Genomic DNA, 21,461 nt, shown 5'->3' with positions numbered 1-21,461 from the left:
AAAAAAATCCAGTCGCACCAATTATACCACCCGCACCTATCAGGAGAGCCGCCCTATGGGTGGCTAACCCCCTAAACTCTACGAACTCGCAATTTGGGCTTGAAGTTCTGCCTGTAATTGGGGGGTAGCGGTCGCAACGATTTTGGGTTTGTTGATATCGAATGGTTGATTGCCAAACCCCTGTACAATGCCCCCGGCTTCTTCGACCAAGATCGCACCGGCCGCGACATCCCAAGGCTTGTTGAATGCTGCCCAGTAGGCGTCCATATGACCCGCCGCGACATAGGCCAAATTGAGAGCTGCCGAGCCCAGCCGGCGAATTCCCTGCGTTTTTACCAGAACATTGATGAAATCTTCGATGACCTGGGAATCACGACTGACGGTTGTCGGAAAGCTGAATGCGATCAGGGCTTCGTCGAGAGATTGCGCCCCGCTTACCTCGATTTTCTCGTCATTCAGGTAGGCCCCCTGCCCTTTCTCGGCCTTGAAACAGCGATCGAACACCGGGTCGTAAATCACGCCTGCGATTACCTTTCCGGCTTCGGTGAGGCCAATCGAAACGGCGTAATTGGGTAGCCCATGGACGTAGTTCATGGTGCCATCCAGTGGGTCGACGACCCAGCAGAATGGGCTACCTGTCTTGCGTGACACGCCAGACGGCCCCTCTTCTCCTAGAAATTCGAATTCAGGGAAATCGGCCGTAAGGATTTCTTCAATCACCTTTTGGGCTGCGTCGTCGGCATCGGTGACCAGGTCGGCCTTGCCTTTTTCCCGAACATTGAACTTGCCGCGCCACTGCTTTAGTACGTCCCCAGCAGCTCGGGCCGCCTTTTCGCAACTCGTTAAATAGGAAGACATTGCGTTCCTTTTCAGGGGCTGGGTGCGTTGTTTTAAAATCGGAGGTGTGGGATGCGTTTTAGAACGTATTCTCGAACATGGGTACTTGCCTTTGCCAGGGGGAGTTCGCGTAAAATACGCAATAAGAAGACCACTTACAGGTTTCGCAAGAATCTTTGCAAATTATTGTGGACACCTTCCCGATTTTTGGTATCATCGACTACATCATTCCCGGGACAGCGGTTAAATACCGCCCATACCCGCTTTGCGAGGGTGAATTTCGCAAGGCAAAATTTCGGCCTCTTCTCTGTTCCGGCCCCGTCGACTTGCTTTTGTGAGCGACGGGGTTTTTTATTTCTTGCCGGTGGGCTTTCGGCTGTCGCCGGCATCGAACAAAATCGAGCCCATGAGCAACTCGATTTGGATCTCCGACTACGACGTCATTCACCGCTGCAAGACGGAAAACTTTCAGCTTTCCGTCGCCGCATTTCCTAACAAGATGAACGCCAAGTTCGTCTCGCAGCCTAAAAACTGGCAGGCCGCCGAGTGGAATCTCGAGGGGATCGGCAACCGCGAAGAGTTCTACGTACGTGGAAACGATCTCGTCGAGCGATACACATCCGACCAGGACAAGCTTTCCACTGAGATCTACTCGAGGATTCTGCCAGGGCTCGACGGTGTCGAATTGATTCTGTCTCGGCAGACTTCCACGCTCGATTCAGATGCTCAGATGGCGCTTAAGTTTCGCTTTGACGACGCCAACTCGGTGATCACGATGAACGCCGATGGTCAATGGAATCCACCGGGCTTGGGGGATGACAACCTCGCCCAACTGCGTGATCCGATGGTTGTTGCCGTTGGTTGTCTCGATGCGGTTCAGTACGCCGTATTCGCCTACCCAGGCGATTGTGATTCCATTCAGGCCGAACGGCTCAATGAAGAAACGATCGAAGTCACGATTCCGCTCTTCTCGCTTCACCTGGAGAAGGGAGTCATTCGCCGATCGCGGATTCAACTCGTCCGGGCAGAAGGGAAAGACGCCATGGAGCAGTTGGCTGCCAAGTACCAGGCATTCTGCGATTCGGAAATCCCACTAACGACGTGATGCCGTGAACGAGGTTCCCACCAACCCGTTTGCATCTCCTGCCGCCGTGTCGGCGAAGGAGTTTCGTGAATTTCATGTGTGGGACCGAGAAGTCGTCTCGAGGGAACAGTACCAGGCAGTCTTTGCTGGTGGTCTGGTTCTTGTGTTCGCGGCCATGTGGATCAATCTCATTGTTCAGGCCGGTTTCTTCAACAGCGATGTTTTGATCGGTCACGGCGTGTTGGCGTTCATGACGTTTAGCTGCGTGGCAACGGTCGTCAATCACACTGTCCGTGCCCGACATGCCTGGCAGCGTTTCCCGCTTCAGCTTAACGATGAGGGGATCCGCGCGAAGTTTGAAGACGGGGACAAGTGGACCGGCCTGTACTTTGCCTGGGATGAAGTCGCGAAAGTGACCTTTGCTCCGCGGAATCGCATGGTGGTCACGACCATCAACGGAAAAGAGTTTGTGGCGGACTTGAGCTTGATGGGATCGCGCAAGTGGCATCCGCTGAAGGAAACGCTCAAGTTCTATTCAGACGATATGGCGAAAACGGATGAGTGAAGATCAGGCCAACCCGTTTGCGTCACCCACTGAGAAAAGCCATAACGCACAAACGACCTTTCCTCAGCGTTTTAGTTTGCCTATCACACTCGCCATCGCCGGCGTTTTTTCGGTGTTAGTAGGATGCTGGCTCGGTCTGGTGGCCTACTTGGCCGGACCGAAAGTTCCACCCACTTTCTGGTATGTCGTGATGGCATTTCTGGTCATCGGTGTTCTTGTCCTAAAAGGGGCCATCGATACCTGGCACAACGGCCGATTGCAGCTTGTTGATCATCAGCTTTGCGGCAGATTCCGACGCGAAAGATACAAGCACTACGATGAGATCGACCTGAGAGAGATCGTTTCCTTTCAATTCAGCGGGCTCTCTCAACTAATCAATTCGCCGGCCACGCTTCGACTGCGCACAAAGGACAACGAAACCTACGAGTTCTATTGCAAATGGTTTACTCCTGGCGATTACCAGCAACTGAACGAGATCTTAGCGAGCTATTGCCCTAGCAATGGGAACGCGTAAGTGAACGCCGCGCAAAAAAGTCGCCCTTGGGCTCGGAGGGTGAACCCAAGGGCGCGGTCAACTCAATCTTACTGGGTGACAGAAGTTTGGTGTTGGTCGCCTAAACGGCGACCGCTTCCAATTCTTCCATCTCCTTTGCCAGCCGCTTACGGGCGACGTGCAAACGACGCTTGATCGTTCCGATCGGAGCTTCGAATTCATCGCTCATTTCACGCAGCGACTGTCCTTCGACGTAGAAGGCCTGGAGCGTATCCCGGTCCATCGCGCCGAGGCGGCTGATGCCGACTGCCAGGTTATCCCGACGTTCGACTTCCAAAATCGCGTGCAGCGGCGTTTCGTTCTCTACGCAGACCGAAGCCAAAGCTTCCGGTTCGGTAGCGAAATCGTGCGGCCGACGAACTGCCCGGTTGATAGCCATCCGGGCTGCGATCGAACGCAACCAGCCTGGGAAGGCAGCCGGTTCACGCAGTTGGTCCAACTTCTGCATCGCCTGGATGAACACGTCCTGAGCCAGTTCCTGGGCTTCCCAGTAGTGACGCAAACGCTTCAAAGCGATGGCGAAGACGACCGGCTGGAAGATTTCCACCAGCTGACCGAATGCATCCCGATCACCGTTCTGAGCTTCAAGGACCAAATCGACGATCCGATCCCGTTCATCGTTGTACAAGTTTCCGTTCATCATAGTTTCCAGACGTATATATTCAGGGCAGTTCTGGCGAAATCAGTGCATGCGGCGGCAAACGACGGCTATGCACACGGCACAAAGGAACCCGGCGACGAGATGGCCTGAAAACGGATGGCATACAGCGCATCACAGCAGGACAACTCGAGCTCTCGGGGCCTAGCGTCTCAGAAGCTTCGCGAATTGTGCGGGACCAACCCTTGCGACATTGCTTGGGTTTTCTGGTCCGTTAGCTTCTGGGTATCAGGCCCAGCGATCCCTCGTTTCGGAATCGCATCGAGAGCGACATTGACGCGGTACTGCCTAGTAGTAGGCTGCCGCCGCCAAGACATCGCAGTGCATCACACGGCAAATCGTGTTCGGACGGTTTCGGGGGGCTTTGCTTGCCCCACGTTTTTGGTCCGTACTGTTGCCATGTATGGCCATAGAGGCGCAGACAGGTGGCGGATGCATTGCGAATAACATCAACGGCGACCACGAAAACGCGGGCGACGACGGCGGCAAAATTGGCGCGAATGTTGATGATGTTGGAACGCATTGTTTCATCCTCCTACGCGTCTACGCGCAGTGAGAGAACTATGAAGTGGAAGTTTTTAAATCCCGGCACTTTCCAAGTACAAGGATCTTGAATCTTAAATCGCCGAAATGGACTCGGCAACAACAAAGATTCTCCCAGCGTGCGACGAAAATGCCGTCAGCGGGGATACCGGGTAGATGCCTAATGGTCAAAAAAGGTTCGCAGGTAGGGAGAGAAAATGTCCAGAATCTGCCCGAACCTACTAAGAAATAAACATGTGGATTTTCGTAAGTGTATTACTGGTAGTGGGTTGCGTTTAATGGGCAGTTCTAGGGAAAGTTTTTGTCTTTCCCCACGAACCCATGAAAAAGCTCACGATGCTATCATCGTGAGCTTCATTTGAGTTCGACTTGGTCGCAGGCTAGTTTCCGACGTTAAAAATCGTCTCGACGTTGCCTCGCAGGAGCTGGGTACCCAGCTCAACGGCCGATTCTTCCGACCAGCCGCGGTCGACGACAAAGTTCTCGGCCAGGACTTTCGCCAGGATTCGCTTGTACATGGCGAACTTCGGCAGGGCGAATTCCATTTTGTACATGTCGCTGTAGTAGCCGATCTGCTTCGTGCGGGGAATTGCTTCCAGGCGGGCAGCACAGTCCTGCTGAATGTAGGTCGGTGTGTTGCTATACCACCAGTGACCATTGGCCACGACGTTCGGAAAGATCCAAGAATAGCTGACCAGTTCCTGGTTCGTCACGCTCGCGAGGACCGAGATCGGGAAGGTCACGTCAGGAAACGCGTTGAGCAGGTCTTTGTACTGAATCAACGAAACGCGGCTGTCGTATAGGTCCTGGCCTTGGAAGACGCCTTCGGGGAAGACCTTGCGATTGACGCCAATCATCAGATCGAACGGCAGTTTGCGTTCTTGGCAGTTCTCGGCCAGCGTCCAGAAGATGAAGTTGCTGACGGCACGTTGATCGTCTTCATCGGCACTGGTGCCACTGGAAAGAACGTTTGCCAGCGCCGTGTTGGCCCGAGCATCCGAAACCTTGACCGGCGCGAAAGTTGGCGGAAGTGAGATCGCACAGGCCTTGGCGTTGTTTCGGACAAAGTGATCAAACAGTTTGCCAATCGCCTGGCGGGCCGACACTACGTCGCTGATGTCGACACCGGTCGCTTCGTAGAGCCGCACCTTGGTGCGAGGATTGGTGAGATGGAAAACCAAGTCATCCGTTCGCAGGCAAGGGATGTATTTGGCGGTATCGAAACCTTCAAGCGGATCATCGAAGTCGTTGGTCAGGAAGACTCCTTCCAGGCGGCTCTTGCTGAAGACGGTATCGGTCCAGCTATCGGCCGACATCTTTTCTTCCGCAGCGTCGTAGAAGGCTTCCCAGTTGCTGGTGTCGATCGTATCGCCGTCGAAATCCAGCAGCTTCTGGGCCATTTCGATGAACCAGCTGTATTGAATAGTATTGGTAATTGGGCCGAGGTTTTCGATCAAACGGCCAACCTTCTCCTTGGGGGAGATCCCCTCCTCTTCGATCTTTTCTTTGGGCACGCCAGCCGAGTGGGCCAACTCGGTGTAGTAGTGATATCCGAGAATGTCTGCCAGCGTGTGCGACGAGGGATCGAGCGAGTTAATATGCGTATGTGGGTCAATCAGAACAAGTTGGTCGAGTTGCTGGAAGAGGCGATTTCGGAGTTCGATCGACATGGTGGGGGTGCACTATGGGAAAGGGTATCAGAGTTTTTGAGTCTGTAATCCATCTGGTATAGCAGATCCCGATTGAAAATTCATCGGTGGGAATGGAATTGGGATTCGATTCTCGCTTAGAAAGTCACTAAACTCACCCTTAGGCAACAAAGTGTCCCCCTGCAAAGTGGGTTTGAATCCAATGACAAGTGACCAGACATCCACGAATCCGTTTGCTTCCCCGTCAACCGTTGGTGAGTCGATAAAGGTGGTCCCAGGATCGTACGAGATCCAGGGAGAGCGAATTCTGGGGACCGACAAGATTATTCTGCCGCATGCGTGCGTGAAGTGTGGGGAAGTCCTGCCTGAGCACGATGGTTCGACGCGTCGTAAGAAGGATTTGTACTGGGTGCATCCCGCGATCTTTTTTCTAGTGATCCAGATGCTGATCTTCCTGATTGTTTATCTTGTCACGCGTAGGAAGTGCCGCGTTGAGTATTCCATCTGTCGAGACTGCAATGCCAAGCAGCGAATCAATATTGTTTATTGCCTGATTTCGCTGGGGGTCTTTATTGGGATGATTGCGCTGATGGTTAACTTAGAGAATTCCTGGCTTGCCTTAGGGGTTGTGTTTTCATTTGTCGCGATGGTGACGTTTGCCATTCGTGCTAACGGCCCCCTCACGGTGAAGGCTTACAAGAAAGGGGAATTTCAATTGCGAGGAGCCAGTCCCGCTTTTCTCCAGTTCGCCGAGAACTGCACCGATACCCAGGCCATACCAGCGGTCGTCGTCGCAGAAGACGGCCGCCTGGTTTAAGTGTTATCTCGTCTATAGCTTGGTCGCTTCTTTGAACGGCAGAGCCTCGCCGCCGCGGTAGACGTAGACCTGATAGAGCTGTGTGATAAAAAGCCCACCCATAACTGCCACGGCACCGGCTGCAGGGATGTATCCGACACAAAGTGCCAAACAGCCGATCAGCATAAAAAACATGGCAACGAAGTAGAGTACGATCCCGCCCAGGAATAATTCGACCCACATTTTCCTGATAAAGTCCATGATCCATTTGAAATCGAACGCTGAAACGAGATCGTTGAGCATACCAGCCCGAATGACTATGGGGCATGTGACAAAAAACACAAACAAGTTGCCTGCGATAATCATCACAAAGTAGATTACGAAACCAACGACGGCGAGCGCGTCATTATTGGTGGCCATTAATGCGGCCATAACACCCCAGGCCAGCATCATGATTGGCACAACGCACATCGAAACGGCAAACGCTGCCAGCGACATCCAAAGGCCGCGCATCACATAGTCGCCAAGTCGATTGAGATCGAAATCAGGGTAACTGTTCGTGCGACCGTATGCCCTCGCCCCGATGATTTCTCCGATATAGCCCCACGCGAACAAAGCACCGACGACCGGAATTACAGCCGAGAGAAGAAACGCGACACCTGCCAGCAGGATATTAACAAACCAGTTGGGGTTACCGAAGACATCGCTTACCGCTTCCATGTAGTCGACTGAACTACGTGGAATAACACTTCCGCCCCCTTCCTCTTGAGGAGGCTCGTAGCTTGTACCTTCGGGTGAAGCGAATGGGTTGTCTCCAGAAGTCGACATCAGGCTTAACTCCGGTTGCGGATCTTGTGCGATAGAAGCCAATCGTAAATTTTCTGATTGGCATAGGTTTCCGACCAACTGTCGTGCTGCACATTGTCATAAATGGTCAGACGCGAGTCACCACCAATCTCGGAAACTGCGTTAACAATTTCTTCGCTTCGAATGAGCGGAACGATTTCGTCATCGCGACCGTGAAAGGCCCACGCCGGCGTCGATTTCAGGTTCGCTGCCGTCGCCATATCGGCACCGCCGCAAATGGGGATAATGGCCGTGAATAGGCCTGGATAAGCGGCCGCAGTCGCCCAGGTCCCATAGCCTCCCATGCTCAGCCCGGTAAGGTAAGTCCGGTCGGTATCGACGGCATATTCGCTTTGTATGTACTGCGTGAGCTGTACCAGGCCGTTGATGTTTTCGTGCATCGCCCACCACTGGTCTAAGGGACACTGCGGAGAAACGGTTACAAACGGTAGGTCTTCCCCTTGGTCGATTAGTTTGGGGGGACCATGCTTCTTGACCAATTCCAAATCGGTTCCTCGCTCCCCTGCCCCATGTAAGAAAACCAGCAGCGGAAGCTTGGCTTCTGCCTGAAACGCACTCGGCTGATAGCACAGAAACGGAAAGACTCGCTTCTTGCCTTGACTGTCGAACCAGACGAACTCGTGTGTCTCTTGACGCTTGGAAACGGTTTGCATGAGCAAGTCCCTAGGCTTGTTGGCTGTGGGTGAGCTGCTGGCGAAGCCAATGGATCTCTTGGGCGATCCCTTCAGCAAGCTCGTTGTGTTGCAGTTCCTTGGGGAGCACGCCCCAGGCATATGTTTCGACCTCGAAGTGTCGAATTTCTGGGTGATTTCTTATCTCGGAAAGAAAGTCATGGATGTGCGACTGGGTGGTTCGCAGCAAGCCGAATTGATCGAGGTAAATCGGCATGTGGAAGTGTATTCGCCACGTCTCATTCTCCGGCACCTTCTGGGACGCTTCTTGCAGTGCAAAAGGGAGATCGTCGAAGTAACGCAGTGTCCCCTCGGCATCGCGCGAGGTCGTTTGGTGCAGGTAGCGATCCTCGGCGAATTCCGAGACTTCCGATAGAACGGCGTGGCGTTCGTCCTCCGTTAGATCGGCGAAACGGATTTCGATTGCGGACGAGATCTGCACCTTACCGATTAAGATGCCTGCCTGGGCATACTTCTCGAGCACGCTCAATTGGTCTTCAAACATGACCGCCGCGTGGCAAACATCGTGACAGACGCGTAGGTACCGGCGGATACGCTCTGGGTCGCCAGCCGGGAATAGTCGCTTCTGAAAGAATTCGATGACGTCCTCGGTCGTGTCGAGTAGGCAGCCAGGTTCTGGTTCGATGCAAACATAGATCAACCGGCCGGTCGCTTGTTCCAACTCGTAAAGGTGCTGCACCAGGCTGAGCATGTTCTGGGCGGCAAGCGACCACTGCTGCTCGCAGGGCTCTGGCGTTCCCCAGGCAATGGGCATCGTCGAGATACTTCCCTCTTCCCCAGCAGAAAGCAGACGGTCGAGGATAGTCACCAGGTTCTTGGTGTAGGCCAAACGTTCTGGCTGCCACCAGGTTGGCAGGTAGACGTCGTGCTTTACGATCGACTTGTGGAAATCGCCAAAGGGAAAACCATTGAACGTGTACGGTATCCATTGATTGTCGCGCAGCAATTGGGCGAATTCGTCCAGCTTGCCGGGTTCAACTAGCGACTGGGCCGTTGAATTCGAGAGCCAAAGTCCGACCCCCAGCGGCTGCTGAGGCCCGAGGATCTGTTGGACTCGCGAGGCATGGGTGATGAGATTCTGTTGTGTTTGCTCGAGATTTGCCCCGGCATGAACGTTGGTGCAGTAACCGGTCCAGGACTGGATGGCCATGATCATTCCTTGGAGAGGGAGAGGTGATCCCCCAAGTTTATCAAGTGTGGCTCTTGCGTTCAGCGGGGAGGAGCACCAACGGCAGTATGGCGGAAAGGCGGGCCAAAGTTGCCACCAGAAAGTAAGTGTCGTAGGCGGCAGGGTCATCGCGGTACTGTGCTGCGACAAAAAAGTCTGCCACACTCTGGCCAGCGAGGGCCGTCAGGCCGTAAACGAGGCCTGTCCAGGCAAAATAAAACGCCAGTGGTGGTGCGGCACTTCGGTCGTGACGTCCATCGACGATGGCAATGGGAAGGGCCACGTTAATCAGTGCATACGCAACCCAGATCAAGTTGCCTGCGATATATCCGACGGTGCCAAAGCTAAACAGAACCGGACCAAAGGCAATCAACACCTGGCCGCAAATCATGACCGACCGCCAGCCGAAACGATCGACGGTGATACCTACCGGCCGACTAATCAGAGATTGCCCTAACCGCATCGAGGCTGCCATGGTTAGGGGCAAAAAGAGGGATAAGTCGAGCCCGCGATAGGGATAGATGTAGAGTAATGTCGAAAAGAGCCCGTTTGCCGCGGAAAACCAGGTTCCATAGAGAAGAAACCAGCGAGCACGCGTACCACTCCAATGCATCCAGTCGTCGGCAAGAGAGTGCTTGTTGGGAGCGGACACTTGGGGTTCAGGGATTTGCCGGAGTGGCAGCACCGAAAGGCCGATCGCCAGCGCTCCGTAGATGGCCAGCAGAGGATAGGATATCCAACGCAGGTCCGCTTCAAACGCATTGCGAAGTACGGCCCCAAGAAGCCCTGCGAACAGAAAACCAATCAGGTTGCCAGCCGTTAACCATCTTTCACGGAGACCGAAGAATCGGCCACGAACCGCCGGCGGCACGTTCTGCATCAGCCAGGCAACGAAGACCACGTAGCCGCAATATTCGGCCAGGTGGTACATACACCAGCAAATGACAATCGCCCAGACAGCTACCTTGGGTGACGGCCAAAACGCGGGCACCGAGCTGAGGGGCAAAAGCAGCAGGAAAGCGGCCGACAACAGGAACGCCCAGGTGCTGGTCGCGCGGTAGCTACCACCTAGCTTCAAAAGGTTTGGGGCGAACCAGCGCAGGACGCCAACTAACTTTGGTGCCGCGATTATCCAAGAGACAGCTGCCGACTGAGCACCAAGACTTTGGGCGAAGTAGGAAACAAGCGTAGTGGAGACGAGCCCGTTGCCTAGGGCCCAGATACCCGCGTTTTCATTCGCCCCGCGCGATGTGCGTTCAATTTCCGCGGAAGATGGATTCACGTCGCGAGTCTCCGCGGCTCAGACAAGCAGGCTAACGAACGCCGGTACCTTGCATGTGATAGATTGCCAGGTGCTTGCCGCTATCGTCTTGGTATTCTTTGACGGTGAATATCCCTTCAACTACCACAGGACGAACGGTGAAGTCGACGCCGCGGCCATCCATCTCGATCAGGATACAGTCGTAGAGTGCGGCCCCAGGGCCAAAGCAGCATTCCATATTGTCGCGGACGAGAACGAACTGCTTGATGTCCCTTTGCTGGAAGCTGGGAAGCATGTAACCGCCGATGCTGATCTTCTGCCCGTTGAGATCCTCGATCGCCTGAGGAAGCATATTACGTTTAAAGGGTGCGTCTGGCTCGATGTCGAATTTGATGTCATCGAACGTCAGGTCGAGTGTTTTGCCTGGCTGCGGTTTTGGCACTGGTCGTTTCGAGGACGAAGCCTCAGTACCAGTTGCCGGCTTCTTATCGGTTGATGTCGGCTGCGTTACGACGGTGTCGGTTTTCTCTTGGGGGGCGGATTCGCCTTCAGAATTGGTGTCTTCGGGAGTGGCAGGCTCTTTTTCAGAGCGGACGCCAATTGCCTCTGTGGGCAGGGGGAGGGTTTGATTTGGCGATGTGGTGTCGTGTGTCGTATTCACTGGACGCAGTGGTTCCGGAGGCCAGCAGCCGAAGACGACAAGGCACAGGGTCAAAGAGCAGAGGTAGGCGAGCGGTTTGTGGGTGGGATGCATCAATCGACGTAGTCAGCTTCCAGTTCATAAAAGACGCCCGTCAGGTCTTCGATCTTTTTCAAATCGGTATGAACCCGTAGCGTTCCCCCAATCTTGCGTCGATTGAAGGAGAAATCAACCGAAAGCGGGTCAGCAAGGCGAACTTCCACCATATCGGTCAATTTAGGTTGTCCACCGAAGCAGCACGTATCGAAGTCGGGAACCATCACAAAACGAGTCAGACCAGACTTCTGGGCATGCGGGTAAACATATCCGCGAAGCAGCACCTGCTTGCCGTCGAGTTCCAAAGCGGAATCTGGCACTGGCTGTCCTAGAGGTTGCCCTGGTTGTTCCTGAAGGAGCCCAAAAGCGATGACTTCGTACCCTTCCGGCAGGTTGATGTACTCTTCGTAAACGTAACGACTAGTGCCGGCCACCAACGCAAACGTGGAAAGAACAAGGCCAGCGTATGCCAGTGGCAAGCCGGTTTGTGTCGCAGTATTTTTGCGAACGGTGATGATCGCCCAAATGCTCAGCGCGATACCCGCCACCGGGATCGGAGCCAGCATGATCGCCAGAATGGTGACCAGGCTGATAAAGCCAATGAGAAGGGACGTAACCGCCAACGAGCTAATAGAGCGGTACTGTTCGTACATCGCCGGATCAACGTCGCCAGTGAATGCCGGTTGGGGTTCGGTGGAGGTGCTCATTGCTTGTTCAGATTCGCTATCACGGAAAATCGAGATAAAGGTATCCCGCTTTTATAGCGACGTTTTGTTGCCTGGGTTCCAAAGGATGCCTGAGATTGCAAGCATTAACACAAATGTCACAACCACAGGGATGGAAGTCGAAAAAATACGCTGCAGTAGTCCTACGGTCGAGGTTTCTTCGATGTTCGTGCCCGCGGTTCCTGTAATTGCCGCAGCCAGTGCTCGATCGCCAGCTGTGGAAAGTTCGTCGCGCGTGACGTGCGACTTGGCCATCGCGGTTTGTTCACCGGTCTTGGGCGTACCCGAAGGAGCTGCGTTGTCTGGCTGGCCGATCTCGGTTTCCTCTTCTTCCGGAGGCAGTTGATTGTCATCTACGTCGGCCATGGCCAGCAGGTTCTCTTCCTTCATTTTGTCGCCATCGGCTCGCGTGGGTACTGCTTGCGACTGGAAAGGGAAGAAAGTTTGGGCACGCTTCATCGCATCAGGATCGATCTTCTCGAGTTCGATCAGGTACTCTTTGGCTTCCGGTTTCGGGCAAGCCATCAGGTAGCGAATGACTGGCACGCGAACCCAGCTGGTTTCCTCGTCGGCTTCCTTGAATAGCTTGACTAGCTTGTCCATCACCGACCAGTCTTCCCAGCGAGCAAAGTCAGCGATTACCAAGTCGGCCAGCGAAGGTCGATCGAGCATCAGGTGCAGCGATTTTAGCAGGCGGTCTTTCTCGATGATGTCGGTTTCGGTTCCATGAAAGCGGAGTGCCATGATCGCGGCGTAGGTATCCGCGTATTCCGCTTCTTTGTTGGCCAGATACAGCTTCTCGATCAGCGGCAGGCCATCCCCACCCGCCAAGGTCAGATAGCAGCCAATCATGGCGTCGAGACCTGATTTGTTGGCTCGCTCTTCGCTGTTGAGCATCTTTTCCAGCAAAGGAAGATCTGCCTTGGTGCCGCAAACACCCAGCATCGTGAAGTACAAGCGTCGACGGTTGGCGGCGATATCTGGGTTCTCGATCCACTCGACCAGTTGATCGTGCTTCATCTTTGGCTTCAAGTCGTGCAGAGCGCTATACGGGGCATTCGCGAATTCGTCGTAAGCATCGCGAGCCAGCATTTCGTCTTTGTCCTCCAGGTAATCCTGGAAGAATACGTAGCGGTCGTTACCGGTGGCTGGCAGCTTGATCACCTGGTTGATGTATTTGATGCCACGGTCGGTCAGGAGAGTCGGGGTCGACCACATCATGTTCTCAGGCTCAGTCCCCAGAATCAGGAACTCTCGGCCTTGGCGTCCTTCCCCGTAGTAGAGCGACTTAATGGTTTTCGTATCGCCAAGGTGTTCTTTGCCTTTGAGGACCTGGGTGATCTCGAACGTGGCTTCCACGCCGGCTCCCTCGGCAGTTATCGCTGGGGCTTCCACCAACTTGGCAATCACCGCGACATCCATCGATTCGATCTCTTGCGAGAACGTTTGTGAGACAGCCGCGCAGAAAGGACACGCCAGGGCACTGGTCAGCAGAGCGACGGTAGAAGCCAACGCTCCGCAAAGAATCATGAGCCGCGTGAGCATAAGAACATATCTCTTTGGTTCGAGGCAAAATGGCGAGGGTGGCATGCGTCATCCACGCACGCCTGGAGGGATCGTTCCTGGGGATACTCGGCCCGCCAAGTTCGCCGTTAAGGAGACGAACTAAGTGTTTCTGCAACGTCGGTACGATACGCTGTGTAGGCAGGCAAAAAGCCAACCAATACTGCCAGCAGAATGAGAGCCGGAACGATCACGAACTCTAAACTAAATAGGGGCCCTATCCAGTCGTTCTCTATTATCGCCGAAGGTATCAGAACTTCAAGCTTCCTGGGAAGCGGAGCCAGGTCGAACAGCCCAATCTGGACGCCTGTCTGTGCCTCAATCATGGGACTTGCCCCGAACAATAGGAAATGAGCGCCTAACCAGCCCAGAATACCCCCTCCAACGGACAGGATGATCGACTCGGACAAAACGATCCCCATCACCGTCCGGCGACGGGCCCCAAGGGCCCGCATCACAGCAATTTCGCGTTTGCGGTCGTTCATCGAGTTATAGATGCTAACCAGGATCGAGATTCCCGAGACAAAGCAAATCAGAACGGTAATGACCAGCAACAACGTTTGAATTGGTTTGACAATCAGCTCGAACAGGCTTGTAATCTCCATCACCGGCATCACAATTTGGGCAACGTTCCCTTCGTTAACTCGGTTCTTGATGATGATCGGAGAAAAGGGATCTGAAGTTCGAATGAGGATCGCGGTAACTTCCCGCTGTTTGATCGGCAACGGCTGCCGGCGCGAAATGGTGGTCCCGCTTACATTGGCACCAACTTCCTCCGTTTCTTCCACCTTGGCATGCCCGGCCATGAGGTAGAAGCCTTCCATGTTGATGAAGACGGCCCGGTCGTTGGGGGTACCTGAAGGGGCAAGGATACCGACTACGGTGAAGGGTGAATCGGTGTGGATGTCGTTCGGATCACCGCCATGGGAAGCGGCAATCTTATCACCGATCTTCAAGCCGGTTTGATTCGCCACTATCGATCCAACAACCGCCTCGAAATATCCGTTCTCGTCATTCCAGGTTTCAAAGTTTCGTCCTTCCCGGAACGAGTATTTGGGCTCGTCGTTGTCGTAATCTTTGAAGACCTCGAAGAACTTGGGTAGCGTTCCGACAACACGGTAGTTCTGGTAGTAGTCCCCCAGGCAGACCGGAATCGCGAACTCGGTGTTCTTCGCGTAGGTGCCGTCGGTCAACTCGCCGCGGTTTTCCGGCTTCATCAACTCCAACTCTTGTTCCTGCTGCTTTTTCGTGAGGAACTGCTGATAGAAGGTATACGGAACGTTTTCGACCGGTTCGCTCAGGTAGAAGGTGGTATTCAGCACCAGCTGAAGTTTGCCCCCTTTGGCTCCGGCGATCATGTTGTAGCCGAGATCGGAGTTGTCCGTGAACGACTTCGATACAAGGCCATAGACCAGCAGTACCGCCGTTACCAGCAGTACCCCGAGTGCCATCGAGAAGGAAGTTAACGACGAGGCCAAAGCTCGTTGTCGGACGCTTCGCCAAGCGATTTGCCAGATGCTCATGCGTGTGCCTTATTCGCTTGGGATGCCATGTTCAGTTTCTCAAGGGGTTCAATTCGCTGAAATTGTTCCGCCACTTCCATCGCGTGGGTGACCATCACCAGCGAGATTTCTTCTTCCTGGCACGTTTCGCGAATCAAATCGACGATCGATTGCTGGTTGGCAGGATCGACGTTCGCCGTTGGCTCATCAGCCAACAGAAGCTTGGGGCGGTTGGCCAGGGCTCGAGCCACGGCGACACGCTGCTGTTCGCCGACACTCATCGTCCGGGGGTAGGCATTCAAGCGGTGATCCAGCCCGACACGACGAAGTAGATCGTGTGCTCGATCGCGGTCGACGCTATGACGCGAGAAGGACATGCCCAAGATCACGTTCTCCAGAGCCGTGAAACCTTGCAGCAGATTAAACGTCTGGAAGACGTAGCCCATCATCTCCGCTCGGAAGCGGTCGCGTCCTTCTTCGGAAAGCCGTGTAATGTCGAGCCCATTGATAACGATGGTTCCAGAATCAGGCGTCCCGATTCCCGAGATCATGTGCAGCAGCGTCGATTTACCACATCCGCTACGTCCCACGATCACCATCTGCTCAGCGGCAGCGACGTTGAATTGGGGAACGTCCAAAATCGGCATTCGCTCGCCGGTAGGCAGCCGAAAGGACTTTTTCAGATTCGAGATCTTAAGCATGGCCACTTATGGGGCATAAGGCAGGGGAGCAACAAGTTGCGCAAGCATCTATTGAAATACGAGAGACGTTTTGCGCCAACCCCTAAATGCAATTGAGTTGCGTGTGCATGTTGTTCGCATGTTTGTGTTAAGAGGTTGGCTACCAAGCCATTTACGCAACGTGCTAGCGATCGGTTCGATGCAATTTGCGGTAGTTAGCCCCGTTTCATGGCCCGATCGATGTCCCGTTTGGCGACATCCTTCTTGAGCTTCTCGCGTTTATCGTGCATTTGCCGACCACGACCGATGCCCAACAGAACCTTGGCCCGTCCTTGCTTGAAGTACATCTTCAGGGGAACCAGTGTGAGCCCCTTTTCTTCGCTTTTCAGGGCGAATTTGATGATCTCACGTTTGTGAAGCAGCAGTTTGCGTTTGCGCCGAGCCTCGTGATTGAGGAACTCGCTCGAATTCGAGTAGGGCGAGATCTCGCAGTTAACCAGGAAGACTTCACCGTTGACGACATGCGCAAACGATTCAGCCAGTTGAAGTTTGCCGTCCCGCAGGCTCTTCACTTCGCTACCGGTCAGTTGAATGCCGCATTCCAGGTGCTCAAGAATCTGGTATTCGTGCCGAGCCTTGCGGTTTTCACCGATGCTCTTTTCGTTCTTGTTTTCTTCTTTTTTCGTAGCTTTTGACTTCTTGGCCACTTCCGATACTTTCCAGATGGGGCGGTAGGTGTGTCAGCGATGCCAGCATGTAGAGGGAGTTTTTCTGAACTTCGACCTAGGCTCAGATCGGGCCTCCTGCTAATCTCCCCCCCTCCAACGAAGACCTCGCAACGACGACTTCTCAGGTATATCGAGCGCGTGGAAATATTCGACTTTCAGTCATCCGATTTAGTCCGGCGGCAGCCGACAGTCATCGACTTCCATCACATGGGAATCGTCGACTTCGATGAGTGTATCGCTTTGCAAAAACGCCTGGTTTATGAAACTGGGGGACGCGACGATGGTCACATTACCTGCCTGCTTTGCGAACATCCACCGCTGATAAGTATAGGCCGAGCGGGCTCTCGGCGACATATCCGCTTGACCACACAAGAGATGCGACGCCGGAACCTCGAAATGCGTTGGATCGGACGCGGTGGTGCCTGTGTCGCTCATTCGCCTGGACAATTGGCCGTTTATCCGATCGTACCGCTCAAACACTACGGGTGGTCTGTCGGCGAATACCTTCAGCGGCTGCAGAATGGACTGTTGGACACGGCTCGGCAGTTCGAGGTTCCCAGCTATAAACGCCCTGGACGTTTCGGCCTTTGGGGGCGAAGCGGTATGCTGGCAGCGATTGGCGTCGCCGTCCAGAACTGGGTTACCAGCCACGGAGCGTTCTTGAATGTCAGTTGCGGACCCCACAGTCAGGTGGGTGTCGAGGCGAATCCTGCCGAGCTTGCCTGTCCCGGAGATCCTGCCACTATGAGCAGTCTCCTGGAAGAAACAGAGACGTGCCCTACAATAGGAGAGGTCGCACGGAGTGTGGCGTACCATTTGGCGCAACGGTTCGAGGCCGCCCAGGCAACCTGGCACTCGAGCCATCCTCTGTTTCCTGAAGTAGTCAAGCAAACCCGTGATCGAACCCGCGAAGCAGCCAGTTGAGCTACCGATAATCGATTCGTCCGATATCCCGTCGCCAGATTCAGGGCGACGTCTTCCCCGCTGGCTCAAGCGGAATATCCCCAAGGGGGATCCCGGCCACAAGACAACCAACTTGATGAAAGAGTTGGGCTTGGAAACGGTTTGCGAGGAAGCGAAGTGCCCCAATCGCATGGAGTGCTATTCGCAGCAGACCGCGACTTTCATGATTCTGGGGGCCATTTGTACGCGTGCTTGCAGTTTCTGCTCGGTTTCGCGAGGTGCTCCGCAAGAGCTTTCCGCGGACGAACCGGAACGTCTGGCCGAAGCCGCCTATCGCTTGGGACTCAAGCATGTCGTGATCACGTCTGTAACACGCGACGACCTCCCGGACGGTGGTGCCGATCACTACTACCGCTGTATCGAAGCGGTTCGAGAAAGAACGGGGGCCACGATCGAAGTGCTCACACCGGACTTTATCGACTCCAAAGAAGCGCTCGAGCGTGTTCTGGCTGCCAAGCCGGAAGTGTTCAACCACAACACCGAGACCGTACCCAGACTCTATCGCCGCGTCCGTGGTCCGAAGTCGGTCTATTCGTGGACCTTGGAGCTTTTGAAGCGTGTAAAAGAGATCGCTCCCGAAACGAAGACCAAGAGTGGTCTGATGCTTGGTCTGGGAGAAACCCGCGAGGAGCTACTGGACACTTTGGCAGATCTGCGAGACGCTGAAGTCGATTTCCTGACGCTCGGTCAATATTTGCAGCCTGACCAGAAGCGATATCTGCCGGTGGTTCGCTACCTTCGTCCGGAAGAGTTCGACGAACTCGGGCAGCAGGCAAAGAGTATGGGCTTCCTCAAAGTTGCCAGCGGTCCATTCGTGCGAAGTAGCTACCACGCTCGCGACATGGCCGAGAGCTTCTAAAGGTCAGACCAATCGATTTGGACAAGCCATTCCCAGTCGGGATCCCAACAGACGGTACCGACTGTGGATAGCTCATCGCAGTAGACTCGCAGGCGAAGTCCCTCGTGTAATTCTAAGCCCAGTTCCTTCAAGTCTCGGCGGGAGCCCTCTGTGTTTAAAGAGACCCGCCCTTGAGGGTCAGCGAACTGGAAGTCTACCCACACCTGCGGAAGATCGGATGAAGTCTCATCGTTTGAATTCATCCGTAATTCCCAGTACTACCTCGGTTTGGCAAGCAGATCTACTGATCGGTATAGACCGTCGTGCTTTCTTCCTTGGTGATCGGATCAGGAATGCCATCGGTGCGAACTTGAACGCGGATGCGTTGATCGCCAGGCATGGTCCCTTGGACTTGGATTTGCAAGCGGACCGTCTGTTTTGGATCGATCCGACCGATGGGCTGGAAGACTACTTGCTGGCCTTGCACCTGGCCCGGCACTTCGCCATCGGCAGCAATCGCACGCAAACCTTGCGGCAACGCAGCGGCCACTTGGATGTTCATGGCTTCCTTCGAGCCTTGGTTGACGACCTTGATTTCGTAGGTGGTCTGCTTGCCAACTTCAATCGGGTCAGCAACGTCGGCGACCTCGAAGAAGATGGCAGCGAGGCCCTCGACGCGAACGGTCGATTCATCCTCGGCGGTCAGCCCCTTGCTGGCCGAGCCTTCGACGCGTAGCCGCTGATCACCGGCCTCGATCGGCAAAGCAACCAACTCGACGGTGCCTGTTTGGGCTGGTGGCAACTCTTGCAGGTTCCAGAAGACCGCATGTCGCGTCGAGTCGTACTGACCGGCGTTGTTTGCTTCGACAAACTTCAAGCCTTTAGGCAGGTAGGTGACGACGTCGATTTCGTGTGCCGGGGCAGTACCGGGATTGCTGACCGAAACGGTGTATTTCGCTGGGCGTTCCAGGTATCGCAGCTTGGGCCCGGTCATGGCGACCTGAAGCTTCGGTGCGACCACTTCCAGTTCGACGGCGTGTTCTGCCGTGAGATTACCATCGCCTCGGGCACGGAGAACATTTTGAACTCGGCCTGCCGAGACAGCGTTGAGCACCAGATCAAGCTGGCGAGATTCGCCTGGTTTGAGCGTGCCAACTTCAAATTCGAGTTCATTCCCGGCTGGATGAGCGAAATTGCCAGGGACGTTTTCTTCGAGAACGACGCCGGTGGCGGCACCTGTGCCAGGATTGGTAATCGTGATGGTGATCCCCAGCTGATTACCGGCCAGCACGGTGGCGGCACTCGACTGTGAGATTTCCAGTTTAGGTCGGGTAACAATCGACTTGGCAGAGGCCTTGGCCGAGAAAACGACGCTTGCCACGCTGCCAATGTTGCCTTCTTCCAAAGGAAGGATCTCTAGCTTCAGCGTCTTGCGTTCCTGTGGCCGCAAGGTACCCAGATCCCAGACCAGGCTGCCATCGGCTCCTTGTTGTGCTTGAGGACTGGTGGAAACAAGCTTGGTACCGGCCGGGACCATGTCGCGTACGATAACGTTCGATGCGTCGACCTGTCCGTTGTTTTCTACGTGAACTTCAAACGTGGTGACCTTGCCTACTTGAACTTCCGGCGGAGCCACCTTCTCAAGGCGAATACTTGGCTGCTGATCCCCCTCAAGATGAATGTCGCCAGGTCGGGCCGAAACCATGGCACCTTCCGCTGCGGAAGGAAGCGATGCGATTTGCGGTGGTTGCGAAAATCGTGTCGGCTGTGGTTGCGATGTTTCCTGATACGCAGGCAGTGGTTGTTCCGCCATCTCGGTAGGTGCCGGAGAAGGGGAAGCCGAGAAGCCACGGGTTTGCCCATATGCAGGGGGAGTCGCCGAGCCCATCACACTTGGCTGAGGTGTGTTCGTCGCAGTGTTTGTTGCGGAAAATCGAGTTGGGTTAGGAGGCGTTGGTGTTGCCGATTCCGCTGCAGCAGGACTTGGGCTTCCACCAACATTCGAGCTAAAGCGAGGCTGCATCGGAGCCGTTTGCGGCAGTTGCTCGTTCACGGCATCGGTCATGGCACCCGCCTGGTCGGAAATCGACTGTGTCGCCGAATTCACCATCGAGGAAAAGCGATTATTGGCATTTTCGACTACGCCACGAACTGCCGAAGACGCGTCTTCGGTGGCTACATTAACTTCGGATGCAATGGTGTTGGCCGTGTCTTTGACTTGCTCTGCTACGCTTTCGGCAGCACCCGGTAAACCGGATTGAAATCGAACCGGTGGCGGTGACATGCCTGTTGGACTGGCTGGCGTAGGACCAGCGGCATCGGTGGCAAAGCTTTGTGGGCCAGGCGGCATGGGAGTTGGAGCAGCGGCTGGGTTTGTGGCTTCGGCGGCAGGATTCGCGGCGGCTGGAGTTGGCGTATCGCCGATGCTGAATCGACTGCCAGCAGCGGAGGTTGCCGTTGTGGACAGTTCGGATGCTGCAGGTTCCGTTGCGGCTGGATTTGCGGAGGAGTTGCCCAGGAATCGACTGAATCGACTTGGTGGCGCACTTCCTTCCCCGGTAGCGGCGGGATTGGATGCAGCAGGCGTGGGCTGAGCTGGTTCTTCGGAATCCGAAATGCTGAACCGTGCCGCTGGCGTGGGCGTCCCGGTGGCAACCGGAGGCTTAGCCGGTGTTGGCTGATCGGAGCTTGTTTCGGCGGGTGTGTCGTTCGACGCGAGCACTACCTGCGAGTCAGGAAATGATGCCGCAAGCTGCTGCGGCGTTGTGCCTGGTGGGATTTGGGAAATCTCGATCGGCTCGGGCTCGGGATCCCGAGATGCCAACATCGATTGTCCGATTGCGGTGGCCCCAAGCGCAACCACTCCACCAATCACGGCCAAGCGTAAGTAAATGTTCTTCATGGCATCCTTGCCTAACATGCGAGACTTCTTTCTGGCATCCATTCTCAAGAAAATAGTGTCGGCCCAGAATTACTAGCAAAATTGCTAATTGGGTAAAAGATCAGTTCAAGTCAAACACTACTTTTGCCGACGCATTGGCTGCTAGCAAAAA

General features: G+C 54.7%; 21 protein-coding genes. 6 read left to right on the top strand and 15 right to left on the bottom strand.

All coding sequences use genetic code 11. The features are described from left to right. Positions 1-78: 78 nt before the first annotated feature. Positions 79-858, bottom strand: coding sequence for an inositol monophosphatase family protein (locus C5Y96_RS16780; RefSeq protein WP_105355658.1), 780 nt, complete (start codon positions 856-858; stop codon positions 79-81). 385 nt (positions 859-1,243) lie between these two features. On the opposite strand from C5Y96_RS16780, the gene C5Y96_RS16775 reads away from it, so the two are divergent. The 3 genes from C5Y96_RS16775 to C5Y96_RS16765 are packed head-to-tail and all read left to right on the top strand — an operon-like array spanning position 1,244 to position 3,000. After that, entirely contained in the window at positions 1,244-1,942 is a 699-nt protein-coding gene (locus tag C5Y96_RS16775) for a hypothetical protein (RefSeq protein WP_146115699.1), read from the top strand. Between the two features lie 4 nt (positions 1,943-1,946). After that, positions 1,947-2,486 (top strand): hypothetical protein, encoded by a 540-nt coding sequence (locus tag C5Y96_RS16770; RefSeq protein WP_105355654.1) that lies wholly within the window; start codon positions 1,947-1,949, stop codon positions 2,484-2,486. Continuing rightward, positions 2,479-3,000 (top strand): hypothetical protein, encoded by a 522-nt coding sequence (locus C5Y96_RS16765; RefSeq protein WP_105355652.1) that lies wholly within the window; start codon positions 2,479-2,481, stop codon positions 2,998-3,000. Before C5Y96_RS16770 ends, C5Y96_RS16765 begins: the two co-directional genes overlap by 8 nt. A gap of 100 nt (positions 3,001-3,100) precedes the next feature. Here the strand turns inward: C5Y96_RS16765 and C5Y96_RS16760 are convergent, their stop codons facing one another. The 3 genes from C5Y96_RS16760 to C5Y96_RS16750 all read right to left on the bottom strand — a co-directional run bounded on the left by C5Y96_RS16760 (position 3,101) and on the right by C5Y96_RS16750 (position 5,910). Then, positions 3,101-3,682 (bottom strand): RNA polymerase sigma factor, encoded by a 582-nt coding sequence (locus C5Y96_RS16760; protein WP_233198998.1) that lies wholly within the window; start codon positions 3,680-3,682, stop codon positions 3,101-3,103. A gap of 229 nt (positions 3,683-3,911) precedes the next feature. Then, positions 3,912-4,220, bottom strand: a complete 309-nt coding sequence (locus C5Y96_RS16755) for a hypothetical protein (protein WP_105355647.1) — start codon at positions 4,218-4,220, stop codon at positions 3,912-3,914. A 400-nt stretch (positions 4,221-4,620) separates the two neighbouring features. Next, complete coding sequence (locus C5Y96_RS16750) at positions 4,621-5,910, bottom strand: amidohydrolase (protein ID WP_105355646.1); 1,290 nt, start codon at positions 5,908-5,910, stop codon at positions 4,621-4,623. A gap of 181 nt (positions 5,911-6,091) precedes the next feature. Here C5Y96_RS16750 and C5Y96_RS16745 point away from each other — a divergent pair, with 181 nt between their 5' ends. Further along, complete coding sequence (locus C5Y96_RS16745; protein WP_105355645.1) at positions 6,092-6,706, top strand: hypothetical protein; 615 nt, start codon at positions 6,092-6,094, stop codon at positions 6,704-6,706. Between the two features lie 12 nt (positions 6,707-6,718). Here C5Y96_RS16745 and C5Y96_RS16740 read toward each other — a convergent pair whose 3' ends face one another. The 10 genes from C5Y96_RS16740 to smpB form a co-directional block, all read right to left on the bottom strand. Further along, a complete protein-coding gene (locus tag C5Y96_RS16740; protein ID WP_105355644.1) occupies positions 6,719-7,513 on the bottom strand; it encodes a DUF4013 domain-containing protein in 795 nt (264 codons plus the stop codon). Between the two features lie 5 nt (positions 7,514-7,518). Further along, entirely contained in the window at positions 7,519-8,205 is a 687-nt protein-coding gene (locus C5Y96_RS16735; protein WP_158261272.1) for a prolyl oligopeptidase family serine peptidase, read from the bottom strand. 10 nt (positions 8,206-8,215) lie between these two features. Beyond that, positions 8,216-9,394, bottom strand: coding sequence for a metabolite traffic protein EboE (gene eboE, locus C5Y96_RS16730; protein ID WP_105355641.1), 1,179 nt, complete (start codon positions 9,392-9,394; stop codon positions 8,216-8,218). 40 nt (positions 9,395-9,434) lie between these two features. Further along, a complete protein-coding gene (locus C5Y96_RS16725) occupies positions 9,435-10,694 on the bottom strand; it encodes an MFS transporter (RefSeq protein ID WP_105355638.1) in 1,260 nt (419 codons plus the stop codon). 31 nt (positions 10,695-10,725) lie between these two features. Then, positions 10,726-11,427 carry a DUF3299 domain-containing protein gene (locus C5Y96_RS16720; protein WP_105355635.1) on the bottom strand — a complete coding sequence of 234 codons (702 nt, stop codon included), beginning with the start codon at positions 11,425-11,427 and terminating at the stop codon, positions 10,726-10,728. Further along, a complete protein-coding gene (locus tag C5Y96_RS16715; RefSeq protein ID WP_105355633.1) occupies positions 11,427-12,116 on the bottom strand; it encodes a DUF3299 domain-containing protein in 690 nt (229 codons plus the stop codon). The genes C5Y96_RS16720 and C5Y96_RS16715 overlap by 1 nt, the downstream gene beginning before the upstream one ends. Before the next feature lie 51 nt (positions 12,117-12,167). Next, positions 12,168-13,679, bottom strand: coding sequence for a hypothetical protein (locus tag C5Y96_RS16710; RefSeq protein WP_199188723.1), 1,512 nt, complete (start codon positions 13,677-13,679; stop codon positions 12,168-12,170). Between the two features lie 107 nt (positions 13,680-13,786). After that, complete coding sequence (locus tag C5Y96_RS16705; protein ID WP_105355631.1) at positions 13,787-15,220, bottom strand: ABC transporter permease; 1,434 nt, start codon at positions 15,218-15,220, stop codon at positions 13,787-13,789. Beyond that, positions 15,217-15,900, bottom strand: coding sequence for an ABC transporter ATP-binding protein (locus tag C5Y96_RS16700; protein ID WP_105355629.1), 684 nt, complete (start codon positions 15,898-15,900; stop codon positions 15,217-15,219). The genes C5Y96_RS16705 and C5Y96_RS16700 overlap by 4 nt, the downstream gene beginning before the upstream one ends. 194 nt (positions 15,901-16,094) lie before the next feature. Beyond that, complete coding sequence (gene smpB, locus C5Y96_RS16695) at positions 16,095-16,586, bottom strand: SsrA-binding protein SmpB (protein ID WP_105355626.1); 492 nt, start codon at positions 16,584-16,586, stop codon at positions 16,095-16,097. Between the two features lie 159 nt (positions 16,587-16,745). Here smpB and C5Y96_RS16690 point away from each other — a divergent pair, with 159 nt between their 5' ends. Together C5Y96_RS16690 and lipA are read left to right on the top strand one after the other, a co-directional pair. Next, complete coding sequence (locus C5Y96_RS16690) at positions 16,746-17,531, top strand: lipoyl(octanoyl) transferase LipB (protein ID WP_146115698.1); 786 nt, start codon at positions 16,746-16,748, stop codon at positions 17,529-17,531. Between the two features lie 7 nt (positions 17,532-17,538). Then, complete coding sequence (lipA, locus tag C5Y96_RS16685; protein WP_315850655.1) at positions 17,539-18,429, top strand: lipoyl synthase; 891 nt, start codon at positions 17,539-17,541, stop codon at positions 18,427-18,429. A 280-nt stretch (positions 18,430-18,709) separates the two neighbouring features. On the opposite strand, the gene C5Y96_RS16675 is transcribed toward lipA, so the two are convergent. Beyond that, positions 18,710-21,328: a DUF11 domain-containing protein gene (locus tag C5Y96_RS16675; protein ID WP_158261271.1), complete on the bottom strand. Its 2,619-nt coding sequence runs from the start codon at positions 21,326-21,328 to the stop codon at positions 18,710-18,712. Between the last annotated feature and the right edge of the window lie 133 nt (positions 21,329-21,461).

It is taken from the genome of Blastopirellula marina, from assembly GCF_002967715.1.
GTDB classification, from domain to species: Bacteria; Planctomycetota; Planctomycetia; order Pirellulales; family Pirellulaceae; genus Bremerella; species Bremerella marina_B.
This window is presented reverse-complemented; position numbering and strand designations above follow the sequence as displayed.